Origin of the sequence: Methyloversatilis sp. NSM2 (genome assembly GCF_038066675.1) — a bacterium.
GTDB classification, from domain to species: Bacteria; Pseudomonadota; Gammaproteobacteria; order Burkholderiales; family Rhodocyclaceae; genus Methyloversatilis; species Methyloversatilis discipulorum_A.
On record NZ_JBBUKV010000017.1, the window covers coordinates 257732 to 272235 of the forward strand.

The following is a 14504-nucleotide window of genomic DNA, read 5'->3' on the forward strand; positions in this document are numbered from 1 at the left end:
GTGCCGTCCTACTTGCGTTCGGCGGCCAGCGCGCGCAGGCCGGCCGGGTCGAGGATGTCGATCTGGTTGCGGCCGAGCGCGACCAGGCCTTGTTCGGCGAAGCTCTTCAGCAGTCGGCTGACGATTTCGCGCACGCTGCCCAGTTCGTCGGCGAGCTGCTGGTGCGTGGTGTGCAAGGTCTGTCCGTGGCCGAGCAGCAGTGCGGCCAGACGCTGGTCGAGGCGCTGGAAGGCAATGGCTTCGACCAGCTGCATCAGTTCGGCGACGCGTTCGGCGAACAGGCCGAATACGAACTGGCGGAAGGCGGGCTCCGACAGCAGGCGGTCGAACAGCGAAGTCGGCAGCACCAGCAGCCGGGCCGGCGTTTCGGCGACCGCGTGGGCGTTGTAGTCGATGTGGCCGAGCAGGCAGGCGCTCGATATGACGCAGGTCTCTCCGGCATGCACGCGGTACAGCGGCAGTTCGCGGCCGTTGGCCGAGGATTTCGCCACCTTCACCTGGCCTTCGAGCACGAAGGGGAAACCGCCGCAGGGCTGGTGTTCGTCGAAGATGCGGGTGCCGGCCGGCACCTCCATCGCGCGGCCTTCCTTCTCGATCAGCGCGCGAGCTTCCGGCGACAGGCCGGCAAGCAGCGGATAGATCGCGGTGAGTGCGTCGGTGTGTCCGTTCATGACAGCGTGGCGATGACGGGTGCGTGATCGGACGGCCGCTCCAGCTTGCGCGGCGTCTTGTCGACGACGCAAGCAGTGCAGCGCGCGGCGAGCGGTGCCGACAGCAGGATGTGGTCGATGCGCAGGCCGAAGTTGCGGCGGAAGGCGCCGGCGCGGTAGTCCCACCACGACCAGGTCTTTTCCGGCTGCTCGAACAGCCGGAAGGCGTCGGTCAGACCGAGTGCGACCAGGCCGGCGAAGGCGGCGCGTTCCGGCGGCGACACGTGGATGTCATCCTTCCAGTCCGGGTGGGCGTCGCGCGGCTCGGGCGCGATGTTGTAGTCGCCGAGTAGCGCAAGTTGCGGGTGACGGGTGAGTTCGTCGCGCAGCCAGTCGGTCAGCGCGACCAGCCAGCGCATCTTGTATTCGAACTTCTCCGAGCCGACCGCCTGGCCGTTCGGGAAATAAGTGCACACGATGCGCACGCCATCGACCGTCGCGGCGATGACGCGCTTCTGTTCGTCGTCGAAGCCGGGGATGCCGATTTGCACGTCCTCGGCCGGCCGCTTCGACAGGATGGCCACGCCGTTATAGGTCTTCTGGCCGCTGATCGCGCTGTGGTAGCCGGCCGCCTCGAGTTCGGCGCGCGGGTAGTTGGCGTCTTCGGTCTTGGTTTCCTGCAGGCACACCACGTCCGGCTGTTCGGCGGCGAGCCAGTCGGTCAGGTGGGGCAGGCGGACTTTCAGCGAATTTACGTTCCAGCAGGCAATCTTCATCGGTATCGGTGTCACGGGCAGGCAGTGAGCGGGCAAGGCCCTGCAGGGCCGCCGCATTGTCCCATCTGCGCCGGACACTGAACAGTTGCGTCAGCGGGATCTTCAGCGCGGCGCAGGCGGCTCCGCGGTCTGGCCGTTGCCCTCGGCGGCAGCACCCTCCGGTGCTTCGGGCGCGGCGGCGGGCGGCTTCGGTGGCTGTGGCTTGGCACTGCCTTTTGCCGGGTAGCCGGCGCGGTCCAGCAAGCGGGTCCAGGCGTCGGCGCTGAAGCCCATCAGCTGGTCGGCGCCGGCGGCGATGGCTGGCACGCGGGCTTCCTTCACCTTGAAGCGCGTGGCGAAGGCCTGCTTCTGCTCTTCGGTGGTGATGCGCTGTTCGCTGTAGGCGATGCCACGGCTCTTCAGCAGCGCCTGCGCAGACTCGCACAGCTTGTCGCACTCGTTGCCGAGCCAGACGGTGACCGGCGCGTTCTTCATCGCCTCGCGTTCGGCATAGCTCGGCCCCTGTTCGACCACGCTGGGTTGCAGCTTCTTCTCGGTCGCCGCGCGCGCGTCGGCCGGCGGCGGTGTGTCCGAGTAGTGGGTGCGGCCCTGGGCGTCCTTCCACTTGTAGGTCTGGGCCAGGGCCGGCGCGGCGCACACGGCGCCGGCGAGGGTCACGCAGAGCAGTCTGCGCAGCGTCATCATCTTCTCCTCAGGCCGCGGCCACCATGCCGCTGTGACGCAGCAGCGCGTCGGGTTTGGGTTCGCGGCCGCGGAAGGCCTTGAACGATTCCAGCGCCGGGCGCGAACCGCCGACGGCGAGGATTTCGTCCCAGAAGCGGCGGCCGGTGGCGGTGTCGAGCACGGTGCCGGCGACGCCACGTGCCTCCTCGAACGCTTCGAAGGCATCGGCCGACAGCACTTCGGCCCACTTGTAGCTGTAGTAACCGGCCGCATAGCCGCCGGCGAAGATGTGGCTGAAGCTGTTGGCGAAGCGGTTCCACTCGGGCGGGCGCACCACGGCCACTTCGTCGCGCACTTCGCCGAGCAGCTGCAGCAGGGTCTTGTCGCCGCCGGGCACGAAGTCGTGGTGCAGGCGCAGGTCGAACAGCGAGAACTCGATCTGGCGCAGCGTTTGCATACCGCTCTGGAAGTTCTTGGCGGCGATCATCTTGTCGTAAAGCGCGCGCGGCAGCGGCTCGCCGCTATCGACGTGGGCGGTCATGCCCGAGAGCACATCCCATTCCCAGCAGAAGTTCTCCATGAACTGGCTGGGCAGTTCGACCGCGTCCCACTCGACGCCGTGGATGCCGGATACCGGCAGGTCGTCGACGCGGGTGAGCAGGTGGTGCAGGCCGTGGCCGCTTTCGTGGAACAGCGTGATCACGTCGTCATGGGTGAAGGTGGCCGGCTTGCCACCGACCGGCGACGGGAAGTTGCAGTTCAGGTAGGCAACCGGCGTCTGCACGCCGCCCCTGACCGCGCGACGGGTGATCGCCTCGTCCATCCAGGCGCCGCCGCGCTTGGTTTCGCGCGCGTACAGGTCGAGGTAGAACTGGCCGACCAGTTCGCCACCGGCGCGCTCGATGCGGAAGAAACGCACGTCCGGGTGCCACACCGGCGCAGTGTCCGGCTTGATCGTGACGCCATAGAGCCCTTCGACCACGCGGAACAGGCCTTCCAGCACCTTGTGCTCAGGGAAGTACTGCTTCACTTCCTGTTCCGAGAAGTCGTAGCGCTGCACGCGCAGCTTTTCCGACACCCAGGTCATGTCCCAGGGCTGCAGTTCGTCGAGACCGAATTCGTTGCGGGCGAAGGCGCGCAGTTCGTCGAGGTCGCGCTGCGCGTGCGGCCGGGCGCGGCCGGCGAGGTCGCGCAGGAAGTCCATCACCTGTTCCGGCGTGTCCGCCATCTTCGGCACCAGCGACAGTTCGGCGAAGCTGGCGAAGCCCAGCATCTTCGATTCCTCGGCACGCAGCGCCAGGATGCGGGCGATCAGTGGCGTGTTGTCGCGCTCGGCTTCGCCGAACTCGGAGGCGCGGGTGGCGTAGGCGCGGTACATGCGGGCGCGCAGGTCACGGTTGTCCGCATACTGCATGACTGGCAGGTAGGACGGCATGTGCAGCGTGAACTTCCAGCCGTCGCGCTCGTCACGATGGGCGGCTTCGCGCGCCGCCTCGATGCTGTCTTCCGGCAGACCGGCCAGCAGCGCTTCGTCGGTGACGTACTCGGCGAAGGCATTGGTCGCGTCGAGCAGGTTCTCGCTGAACTTCGCCGACAGCGCGGCCAGTTCTTCCTGGATTTCCTTGAAGCGCGGCTTCTGGTCCTCAGCCAGTTCGGCGCCGGACAGCCGGAAATCGCGCACCTCGTTGTCGAGGATGCGCTGGCGCGCCGGCGACAGCGTCGCGTACTCAGCGGATTCGCGCAGCGCCTTGTACTTGGCGAACAGCGCGAGGTTCTGGCCGAGCGCGCTGTAGAAGCGGGTGATGTCGGGCAGCGTCGCGTTGTAGGCCTCGCGCCACGCCGGCACGTCATTGACGCCGTGCAGATGACCGACGATGCCCCAGGCGCGGTTCACCTGCTCGCCCATGTCGGTGATCGGCGCTGCAAAGCTGTCCCAAGTGGGGGGCTCGGCGCGCGCGGTCAGGTCGTCGATCAGCGCCTGGTAACGCTTGAGCAGTTCGCCGATGGCCGGCGCCACGTGTTCGGGCTGCACCGCATCGAAGCGGGGCAGGGTGGAAAAATCGAGCAATGGATTCGTGGTCATGGTGTGCGGACGGTTCGGTACGGGTTGACACGTGCGGCGGTCGCGCGCGGATTTCAATGGGGATTCTAGCCCGCTCTGCGCGCCGCTCACTCAAGTTGGGCATTTCCATGCCGAAAGCAGATGCAGAATAAAGCCGCGTCTGGAGACGGGGCCGCAAACATAAGCCCGAGCCATGAAAAGACATCGTCCGACGCGAGTTGATTCCCTGCGCGTGCGCGCCTGCGCGCTGGCACTCTGCTGCGCGTCGTCGGTGGCTGCCGCAGATGACGAGAGCGCCGACCTGGCCGGGCTCGCGCTGGAAGATCTGCTGCAGATCAAGGTCACCACCGCCGCCCGCAAGCCGCAGTCATTGCGCAGCACGCCGGCGGCGGTGTTCGTCATTTCGCGCGAGGACATCGAGCGTTCCGGTGCGGCATCGGTGCCGGAGGCACTGCAGATGGCCCCGGGCGTGCAGGTCGGGCGCATTTCTTCCGGCAGCTGGGCGATTTCGCTGCGCGGTGCCAACAGCCGCTTCGCCGACAAGTTGCAGGTGCTGGTCGACGGCCGCAGTGTCTATACGCCGTTGTTCTCCGGCACCGTGTGGGAAGACCGCGAACTGATGCTGGAGGACGTCGAACGCATCGAAGTGGTGCGTGGGCCGGGCGGTGCGCTGTGGGGCAGCAACGCAATGAATGGCGTGATCAACATCATCACCCGCCGCGCGCAGGACACGCAGGGCACGCTGGTCAGCGCCGCAGCGGGGACGGAACAGCGTGGCTGGCTTGCCGTGCGTCACGGTTTCAGCGTTGGCGACAGTCACAGCGGACGCATCTGGGCCAAGCGCCGCCTGAGCGACGCCAGCGACCGGCCGGATGGTTCGGCCGGCTACGACGACGGACGCAACACCGCCGGCGGTGTGCTCTGGGAAAGCCGGCTCGGCGGCGGCCATACCTTCACGCTGCAGGCCGGGGCGAGCAGCACGCGGCATGGCGAGGAACTCGATCTGACGCGCTATACCTTCGGCGGTGCGCCGATACCCGGCCGCTTCGATTCGCAGGAGAACCATCTGCTGATGCGTTATGCCGGCATCGCCGACAGCGGTGCCGACTACTCGCTGCAGGCGTCCTACGCGCATTCGAGCTTTGCCGTCGACAACGCGGTCGGCCCGATCGACGACGCGCGGAATACGCTGGACATCGACTTCCAGCGGCGCGAGCCGCGGGGCGGTCGTCATGACGTGATCTGGGGCGCCAGCTACCGCCATACCTCGGACCAGCTGAACGTGCAGCTGATCGGCGGCTTCATCCAGCCGCCGAGCCGCAGCACTACCTGGACCAGCGTATTCGTGCAGGACGACATCACGCTGCTGCCGGAGCGTCTGCACCTGGTGCTCGGCGCCCGTGTCGAGGAAAGCAATCTGGACAAGCCGGAAGTGCAACCGACCGCACGCCTGATGTTCACGCCGGACGGCCCGCACAGCTTCTGGGCGGCGGCGTCGCGTACCACGCGGCAGCCGTCGCGTGCGCTGCGCGACTTCAACGCCGAACTCGGCCCCTTCCCGCAGCCGCCGCTGGCCGGCGGCTTCCGCATACGCAGCGCCGGTGGGGGCCACGACATGCGCAGCGAAACCGCCACCTCGCTGGAGCTGGGTTACCGCTACCGCAGCGGCCCGCTGACCGTGGATGTCGCCGCGTTCGCGACGCGCTACCGTCATCAGGCCGAGTACGTCAATGTGTTCAATGGCGTGGTCGCGATGCCGGATCCCACCCTGCTGGCCGAGTTCGAAGTGCGCGCCAGCGACGACAGCCGCGCGCACGGTCTCGAACTGGCGGCGGACTATCGCCCGGGCACCGACTGGTCGCTGCACGGCGCCTACACTTACACCGACTCGACGGCGCTGGACCGCACCTTTCGCGCCGACATTCCGCTGACCAACTTCTTCATCTACTCGGCCGATGCACGACACCGCCTGTCGCTGCGTTCGCTGTGGAACCTGACGCCACGGCTGAAGTTCGATGCCTGGCTGCGCCACAGCAGTCGGGTCGAACCAGCGGGCATTCCGTCGTTCTCCGATCTCGACCTGCGTCTGGCGTGGACGCCGCGCAGCGGGCTCGAACTGTCGCTGGTCGGACAGAACCTGCTGCACGCGCGTCGCGTGCACTACGCGGCGGACACGCTGCCGTCCTCTTCACTGGCGATTGAACGCGGCGCCTATGTGAAGGCGGTCTGGTCCTTCTGACATGACGCTCCGCACGCGCACCCGGGCTCTGCGCTGCCTGCGTTGGGTCGGCACCGTCGGCGCACTGCTGTGTGCGCTGGCCGGTCAGGCGCAGCCGCACCTGCCGGAGGAGCAGCTGAAGGCGGCCTTCGTGTTCAACTTCGCCAAGTACATCGAATGGCCGGCCGAGGAGGGCACGCTGGCGCAGATCGTTGCCTGCGTGATCGGCGATGCGAGCGCGATCGGCGACGCGCTGGGCGCCTTCCACGGACGGGCCGTCGCCGGGCGCACCTTCCACGTGAGACGCCATGTGCAGCCCGAGGAGCTCGATCGTTGCCACATCGCGGTGCTGAGCGACAGCAGCGACCGAGGGGTGGTGGCCGCGCTGAAGCACGTGCCGGCGCAGGCGGTGCTGACGGTCAGCGACGCCGACGGCTTCGTCGATGGCGGCGGCATGATAGGCATCGTGCGCAATGGCGACCGGCTGCAGTTCGACATCAATCAGGCGGCGCTGCAGCGGGCCAACCTGAAAGCCAGTTCGCAGCTGCTGAAACTGGCGCGCAACCTTGGAGCGCGGCCCCGATGAAGCTGCCACGCCTGTTCGCCGAGCCGCCCGATCTGCCGCTGCGCGCCCGGTTGCGCCGCGTGCTGCTGCTGTCGCTGGCGACCGGGCTGGTGATCAACTTCGTGCTCACCTCGCTCAATGGTCTGCTCGGCGAACGCGAGCGGCTGGTTGATCAGCTCGACGCGACTGCGCGCATCATCGGTGCCAACAGCGCGTCGGCACTCGCCTTCAGCGACCCCGATGCGGCGCGCGGCACACTGTCCGCGGTGTCCAGCGTGGCGGCGGTGACGCGTGCCTGGATACAGCTGAACGACGGCGTGCCCTTCGCCGCATTTCCGCCGTCCGCACCGCCGCCGCTGCCGGGGCAGCAGATCGACGAAATGACGGTGATCGGTGCGCTGTGGTCGCCGCGCCTGCTGTTCGCGCGGCCGCTGGTCGATGACGATCAGCGCCTCGGCGTCATCGTGCTGGAGGCCGATCTGCTGCCGTTGTGGAGCCGGGTCGCCACCACCATGCTGATCAATGGCATCGCCACCGCGCTGTCCTTCCTGCTCGCCTACCGGCTGTCGGCCGGCATGCAGCGGCGGGTGACCGATCCGGTACAGGCGTTGATCGCGTCGGCGCGCCGGGTGGTCGACGAGCGTCGCTACGACGTGGCGGTGCCGCGCCTGGCCAATGATGAGATCGGCCAGCTCACCGATCGATTCAACGAAATGCTGCACGAGATCGCGCTGCGCGACGCCGAACTGCGCGGCCATCGCGATCGCCTGGAAAGCGAAGTCGAGGCGCGGACCAGCGAGCTGCGGGTGGCGAAGGAACAGGCCGAGGCGGCAAACGAGGCGAAGAGCCGCTTCCTCGCCAACATGAGCCACGAAATCCGCACGCCGATGAACGGTGTCATCGGCATGGCCGGTCTGCTCGAACGCACCCGCCTCGACGACCGTCAGCGGCGCTATGTCGAAGGCATCGCCGGCTCGGCCGAATCGCTGCTGCGCGTGATCAATGACGTGCTCGACTTCTCCAAGATCGAGGCGGGCAAGCTGACGCTGGAAAAGGTCGTGTTCTTTCCGCGCCAGGTGGTCGAGGATGTGGTCATGCTGTTCGCCGACAGCGCACGGGCACGTGGCATCGAGCTGTCGCTGCGCATCGATCCGGCGCTGCCGCGGGCGCTGATCGGAGATCCGCACCGGTTGCGCCAGGTGCTGGTGAACCTGGTGTCGAACGCGGTGAAGTTCACTGCGAGCGGTGAGGTACTGGTCGATGTGTCGACCACCGGCGCCGACCAGCAGGCACGGCCCGGTCGCGCCGTGCTGCATGTCGATGTGATCGATACCGGCGCCGGCATTCCGGCGGTGGCCGAAGCGGACATCTTCGAGGCCTTCTCGCAGGGCGACAGTTCGACCACCCGCCAGTACGGGGGCACCGGCCTCGGGCTGGCGATCACGCGCGAACTGATCCTGCTGCAGAAGGGGGCCATCGGTTTCTGCAGCGTGCCACGCTACGGCACGCGATTCTGGTTCGTGCTGCCGTTCGACATCGCCGGCGTGCGTTCGTCGTCGCCGCTGCCGCCGAGCACGGTGCGCCGGGTACTCGTCGTCGATCCGGTGCCGCGCGCTGCGCGGACGCTGGCGGACATGCTTGACGAACTGGGCGTCGAGCATGCGCGCTGTGCTGACGCGCACGGTGCGATGGCGGCGCTGATGCATGCGTACTTCTGCGGCCTGCCGTTCGACGCGGTGCTGTGTGCGCAGAAGCTTCCGGACGGCGATGCGCCCACGCTGGCCGGTGTGCTCGCGCAGCGCCTGGCCGAGCCGCCTCTGTTCGTCTGCGTGCAGGGCTTTGCCGACCCCGAGGTCGTCGAACCGCCAATGGCCACGCTGCGCAAACCGGTGCTGCGTGGTGAGCTGCAGTCCGTCCTGGGCGGCGACACGCCGCCGCGCCATGTTTCGGCCGATGTCGCTCCATCGGCCGCCGCACCGGATGCGCGGCCGATTTCCGTATTGCTGGTGGATGACCATCCGGTCAATCGCGAGATATCGCTCGAGATGCTGCGCGAACTGGGCTATCGCGTCAGCACCGCGGACAACGGCGTCCAGGCGTGCGAAGCGGTCGAACAGACCGTGTTCGATCTGGTGCTGATGGATTGCCAGATGCCGGTAATGGACGGCTTCCAGGCGACGCGGCGTATCCGCGAATTCGAGCAGGACGCCGGACGGACCCCGGTGCCCATCGTCGCGCTGACGGCCAACGCCTTGCGCGGCGACCGCGAACGTTGCATCGAGGCCGGCATGACCGATTACCTGCCCAAGCCGCTGCCGCTGCGCGAACTGAACAGGATGGTGGTGCGCTACGTCCGCAAGGAGGGCGTGGCCGATGCGACGCCGATGGCGGGCGCGATGGCGGCGACCCTGATCGACGAAGTACAGTTGTTCAGCGTGCCCGGCATGCGCAGCAATGGTTCGGGGCTGATGACACGCATGACTGCGTTGTTCCGTCGCGAGTCGTCGTCCAGCCTGGCGGCGATGCAGGCGGCTGCGGCGAAGGGCGATGCGCCGGCGCTGCGGGCGGCGGCGCATCGGCTCAAGAGCTCGAGCGGTGCGCTCGGGGCCCGCCTGGTCTATGAGAGGGCGCGCGAGATCGAGAACGCAGCCCGTACCGGCCGCGTCGACTTCGACGACGTGGCACAGCGCACATTCGAGCAGATTCTGCTGCAGACATGCAGCGCTCTGGAATATTTGATGACGACACAGGGCGCTGCATGCGCGCCGGATGCGACGGGAGCCGACGGTGATATTGCTGGTCGATGACGATGTGATGGTCCGCCTGATGGCGGCAGAGGCGCTCATCGCCTCGGGGTTCGAGGTGATGGAGGCCGCGGACGGCGAACAGGCGCTCGACCTGTTTGACCGCCACGAGTTCTCGCTGGTGCTGCTCGACGTGAGTCTGGGCGGCATCGACGGCTTCGAGGTGTGCCGACAGATGCGCGAGCGGCCGCACGGGCGCTCGCTGCCCATCATCATGCTCACCGGCATGGACGACACGCACTCGATCGACAGCGCCTATTCGCTGGGCGCCACCGACTTCGTCACCAAGCCCCTGAACTGGACCCTGCTGGTCTATCGCGTGCGCTACGCCTTGCGTGCGGCCCACACCGTCGCCGACCTCGAAACGTCGGAGCGCCGGCTGGCGGTTGCCCAACGCGTCGCCAGACTGGGCGGCTGGCTGTGGCATGTTGACGAAGATCGCTGCGAGCGCAGCAAGATCTGTCTCGACCTGTGGGGCGACACGCCCGGTTCGCTGCACGAGGTACCCTTCGGTCTGCTGTCGCGCGTGCTCAGCCCGGACCGCCAGCATCTGCGCGAGGCGATGGAGCGCGCCCGCGAGGGCGAGGCCTATCAGATGAGTTTCCGCGTGCAGCGCGACGAGGAAACCGTGGTGACGCTGTACGAGCAGGCGCTGCCGGTGCGCGACGAATTCGGCCGCGTGGTGCGCATCGAGGGCGTTACGCAGGACGTGACCGAGCGCGAGCAGGCGCAGCGGCGCATCCGCTTCCTCGCCTACCACGACAGCCTGACCGGTCTGGCCAATCGCCAGATGTTCCGTGAGATGCTGGACCACACGCTGGCACGCTCGCAGCGCACCGGCTCGCGCTGCGCGCTGCTCTACCTCGATCTTGATCGTCTGAAGCGCATCAACGACAGCTACGGTCACACGCTGGGCGACCAGATATTGCGCGAGGTGGCGAGCCGGCTGCTCGCGTCCATCCGCTCGGCCGATCTGGTGGCGCACGACGATTCACTGCACGAAGAAGTGGTGGCGCGGCTGGGCGGCGACGAATTCACCGTGCTGCTGACCGACCTGTCGCGCGCCGAGGACGCCGCGCGCGTGGCGGCGCGCATCTGCGCCGAACTGGGCCGGCCGCTGCAGGTGACCCACGTCGAACTGGTGGTGACCGCGTCGATCGGCATCGCCATCTTCCCGGACAACGGCGCCGATCCGGAAACGCTGCTGCGTCACGCCGACATGGCGATGTACGCGGCCAAGCAGCGCGGGCGCAACACCTACGAATTCTTCACCGAAGCGATGCAGCAGCAGGCGGTGGAGCGGCTTTCGCTGGAACAGGATCTGGCGCGTGCGCTGGAGAGCGGCCAGTTCTCGCTGCATTACCAGCCGCAGGTCGACTCCGCCAGTGGCCGCATCGTGTCGGCCGAGGCACTGCTGCGCTGGCAACATCCGCAACGCGGCATGGTGTCGCCGGTGCAGTTCATTCCGGTGGCCGAGGAAACCGGCCTCATTGTGCCGCTCGGCGAGTGGGTGGTACTGACCGCCTGCCGCCAGATGGCGGAATGGCGTCAGGCCGGTTTGCCGGTGGTGCCGGTCGCGGTGAATCTGTCGGCGCACAACTTCCGCTCGGATTCGCTGCTCACGTCGATCGCGCACGCGCTCGAATCGACCGGCCTGCCGTCGAGCTATCTGCACGTCGAGCTGACCGAGAGTGCCGTGATGCAGGAGCCCGCGGCGGCGATGAAGACGCTGGGCGCGCTGAAGGCGATCGGTCTGAAGCTGTCGATCGACGACTTCGGCACCGGTTACTCGTCGCTGTCTACGCTGAAGCAGTTCCCGATCGACCTGCTGAAGATCGACCGCAGCTTCGTCCGCGATCTGCCGGAAGACGGCAGCAGCGCGTCCATCGTCGAAGCCATCCTGGCGCTGGCGAATGCGCTCGGTCTGGGTGTCGTGGCCGAAGGCGTGGAAACGACTGCACAGCGAGACTTCCTGTGCAGCCGTCGTTGCGGCCTGATGCAGGGCTACCTGTTCTCGAAGCCGCTGCCGGCCGACGGATTCGCCCGGCTGCTCGGAGCGGTGCCGCGTCAGGCCTGAGCGGCACCGTACAGGCTCAGCCCTTGCTGCCAGCCAGCACCATGTCTTCCTCGATCAGGACGTTGTTGCCATCCGGCACCACGGTGTCCACGCGGTAGATGCCGCCGGGCACGGCGTCGGACAGCACGAAGATATAGGTCTTGCCGAGGTACTTCGGAAACTTCTGCTTGTTCGGATCGTCGCGGTAAGGCGTGATGCGGTATTCCTTCGCATCCACCGTCTTGCCGCCGAAGCTCACCTTGACCGGCGTGGCCTTCGGTCCTTCGGCCAGTGCCAGGCGGATGCGCTTGCGGAAGTAGTTCGATTTGCCGCCGGTCAGCCGCTCCATTTCACGGATGTCGCGTTCGAGGAAGCACATCAGGGCCGGGTTGCTTTGTGCGGCATCGATTTCCGGAATTTCGGTCTTGCGAACGCCGCTCAGACAGCTGGTGCTCACCTTGCGGGCGCCTTTTTCCTCGCTGACGCGCACTTCGACCGTGTCCTGGAACGCGGCCTCCTGGCTGCCGCTGCGCTTGAACGAATAGCTGAGCGTGGCCGGGGCCTTCACGGCCGACATCTGGTCGTTCATGAACAGCTGCTTCTCGGCTTCGGTGATTTCCTGGCTCGGCTCTGCGTGAGCGATGCCGATCGATGCGAACAGTCCGAACAGCAGGGCGGGAAGGGTGGGGCGGAACTTCATGGTGACTCCTCGTGATTGCCGGGTCTATGCCCGTTCTGGGGGTGAATTCAGCATGTTGTTGACGCACCGCCGGCGCAGGCGTTGACGCGCGCGTCGAGGGCTTCGACGGCGGTCGGCGCGATGCGCTCGAGACGGGCGCGCGCACTGGCATAGGCGGCCTGATCATTCGTCCGGTACTGCGCCAGTGCGAGGTCGCTGATGAAAACGGGGTTGTTGCTTTCGAGTGCATCGGCGCGCACAAAGGCGGCTGTCGCGTCGATGCCGCGCCCGGCCTGTGCGCGGCCGAGCGCGTGCCAGGCGGAGGCATTTTGCTGATCGCCGGCGATCCAGTCGCGCGCGAGGCGTTCCAGGTCGGCCCAACGACCTTCCGCTTCGAGACGCAGCGTCTGCAGGAAGGGCGGCAGCGCCGGCTCCGGGGCGTCCCAGAACGGACGGCCGTCGAGCGGTGCGACCTCGGGGCCGGGCGGCAGCTTCAGCGCTTCGGTGATCCAGGCGACCGGTACGGAAAACTGATTGTCGGTGCCGGCGCGGAACTTGAACGTCATCAGGCCCACGAGGCGGCCGTCGCGGTCGAACATGCCGCCGCCACTGGCGCCCGACGTGAACGGCGTGGTGCTCTGGATGACCTGCGCTCCGTCGTGTGCATGCAGACGCAATACCGTTCCGTTGCTGACGCGCGGTGCAGCGCCGAGGATGTAACCCAGCGCCACCAGTTCCTCGCCCGGCTTGAGCGGCGTTTCGCGCAGCGGTACCGGCGGCACCTGCGCAGCACCCGGCACATCGAGCAGGCACAGGTCGCGCGCGACCATCGCCCGCTGGCTGCTCACCTGCATCCGTTCGCCGTTGGACACCACGCGCAGCGTGCTTGCCCGTGCGGTGACGTGACAGGCGGTGGCGATGACGCCCGGTGCCACCGCCACGCCGGTGCCGACACCCACGTTGCCGCGGGCATCGGACGCTTCCACCTTCAGCACGCTGGGACGCAGGCTGATCAGCGCCGCGATGTCCCGCTCGCCCAGCGCGCTGGCCAGCGACGGCAAGGCGGCGAGCAGCAGGGTCGCGGTCAGGCGGAAGTACGTCGACACGACCCGGGTCTCAGCGATCCGCCGCGGTGTGGCTGGCCTGCGATTCGTCGATCAGCGGCACACCGTAGGAGGTCAGGATGGCCTGGATGCCCGGCAGGTTGCGCTGGACGGATTCCTCGATCTTGTTCTTCCAGTCCTTCTCGCCGTAACGCACTGCCATCGTGATCGCGTAGTCGAACTTGACGTTGTTTTCCGGCGGAAAGCCGACGGTGACCAGGTCGGTAGCGCCGGAATTCTTCGCGAAGTAGCCGGCGATCGGACCCCAGGCCATCGCGACGTCAAGCTTGTCGGCGACCAGATCCTTCTCGACGATTTCGCCCGGGTAGGCGCCCGGATCGCCGGACTGGCGCTGGTACGAGATGGCCTGATCGAACAGCTTGTTGCGCAGCAGCCAGTCCACCGGCGGCGTCTGCGAGAACACGCCGAACTTCAGTTTGGACAGCTTTTCCGGCGGCAGCTTGAGCAGGTCGTCCGGCACCTTCACGTCGTCCAGACCGCGCCCCTTCTTGAACACCATCGCGTAGGTCGAGCGGTAGTAGGGCTTGATCGTGGCGCCCATGTCGAAACCGACCGGGACACCGACGATGAGGTCGCACTTGTACTTGCCCGGAATCTTCTCGTGCTTGGCGCGCAGCGTCATGCGCACGAAGCCCATGCGGTGCGGGAAGAAGGCGTACTCGAGGGTGTAGCCGAGATCCTTGGCCAGAAGCTCGGCAATCTTGTTTTCGTAACCTTCGCCCTTGTCGTTCGACAGGGGCAGGTTGTTCGGATCGGCGCAGACGCGCAGCACCTTGTCGTCGCCGGTTTCGGCAGAAGCGAGCGGCGCGGCGAGTGCGGTGGCGGCAGCCAGGGCGAGGGCAGCGGACAGTCGATACTTCATCTTGGGGTCTCTCCTCCGTGTCTATATGGCGTGATGTCTTTTTTA

General features: G+C 67.1%; 11 protein-coding genes. 4 read left to right on the plus strand and 7 right to left on the minus strand.

Annotated features, from left to right (window positions below; genetic code table 11):
• Window positions 1–8: 8 nt before the first annotated feature.
• The 4 genes from WJU27_RS20075 to WJU27_RS20090 form a co-directional block, all read right to left on the minus strand.
• Complete coding sequence (locus WJU27_RS20075; protein WP_341423221.1) at window positions 9–671, minus strand: Crp/Fnr family transcriptional regulator; 663 nt, start codon at window positions 669–671, stop codon at window positions 9–11.
• Window positions 668–1426: an exodeoxyribonuclease III gene (gene xth, locus WJU27_RS20080; RefSeq protein ID WP_341423222.1), complete on the minus strand. Its 759-nt coding sequence runs from the start codon at window positions 1424–1426 to the stop codon at window positions 668–670. The genes WJU27_RS20075 and xth overlap by 4 nt, the downstream gene beginning before the upstream one ends.
• 102 nt (window positions 1427–1528) lie before the next feature.
• Entirely contained in the window at window positions 1529–2107 is a 579-nt protein-coding gene (locus WJU27_RS20085; RefSeq protein ID WP_341423223.1) for a DUF4124 domain-containing protein, read from the minus strand.
• Between the two features lie 10 nt (window positions 2108–2117).
• The gene (locus WJU27_RS20090; protein WP_341423224.1) at window positions 2118–4172 is read right to left on the minus strand and encodes a M3 family metallopeptidase; all 2055 of its coding nucleotides are present in this window, start codon (window positions 4170–4172) and stop codon (window positions 2118–2120) included.
• Between the two features lie 172 nt (window positions 4173–4344).
• Between WJU27_RS20090 and WJU27_RS20095 the strand changes: the two genes are divergently transcribed.
• Genes WJU27_RS20095 through WJU27_RS20110 form a run of 4 tightly spaced genes read left to right on the plus strand, consistent with a single transcriptional unit; the run spans window position 4345 to window position 11815 of the window.
• A complete protein-coding gene (locus tag WJU27_RS20095) occupies window positions 4345–6390 on the plus strand; it encodes a TonB-dependent receptor plug domain-containing protein (protein ID WP_341423225.1) in 2046 nt (681 codons plus the stop codon).
• Window position 6391: 1 nt separating this feature from the next.
• Window positions 6392–6955, plus strand: a complete 564-nt coding sequence (locus tag WJU27_RS20100) for a YfiR family protein (RefSeq protein WP_341423226.1) — start codon at window positions 6392–6394, stop codon at window positions 6953–6955.
• The gene (locus WJU27_RS20105) at window positions 6952–9741 is read left to right on the plus strand and encodes a response regulator (protein WP_341423227.1); all 2790 of its coding nucleotides are present in this window, start codon (window positions 6952–6954) and stop codon (window positions 9739–9741) included. The genes WJU27_RS20100 and WJU27_RS20105 overlap by 4 nt, the downstream gene beginning before the upstream one ends.
• Window positions 9722–11815, plus strand: a complete 2094-nt coding sequence (locus WJU27_RS20110; RefSeq protein ID WP_341423228.1) for a putative bifunctional diguanylate cyclase/phosphodiesterase — start codon at window positions 9722–9724, stop codon at window positions 11813–11815. The genes WJU27_RS20105 and WJU27_RS20110 overlap by 20 nt, the downstream gene beginning before the upstream one ends.
• 16 nt (window positions 11816–11831) lie before the next feature.
• Here the strand turns inward: WJU27_RS20110 and WJU27_RS20115 are convergent, their stop codons facing one another.
• From WJU27_RS20115 to WJU27_RS20125, 3 genes are read right to left on the minus strand one after another with little or no spacing between them, the layout of a single operon-like run.
• Complete coding sequence (locus WJU27_RS20115) at window positions 11832–12494, minus strand: hypothetical protein (RefSeq protein WP_020165753.1); 663 nt, start codon at window positions 12492–12494, stop codon at window positions 11832–11834.
• Between the two features lie 47 nt (window positions 12495–12541).
• On the minus strand, window positions 12542–13579 hold the full coding sequence (locus WJU27_RS20120) for a trypsin-like peptidase domain-containing protein (protein ID WP_020165752.1): 1038 nt from the start codon (window positions 13577–13579) through the stop codon (window positions 12542–12544).
• 10 nt (window positions 13580–13589) lie between these two features.
• On the minus strand, window positions 13590–14459 hold the full coding sequence (locus WJU27_RS20125; protein WP_020165751.1) for a quinoprotein dehydrogenase-associated putative ABC transporter substrate-binding protein: 870 nt from the start codon (window positions 14457–14459) through the stop codon (window positions 13590–13592).
• Between the last annotated feature and the right edge of the window lie 45 nt (window positions 14460–14504).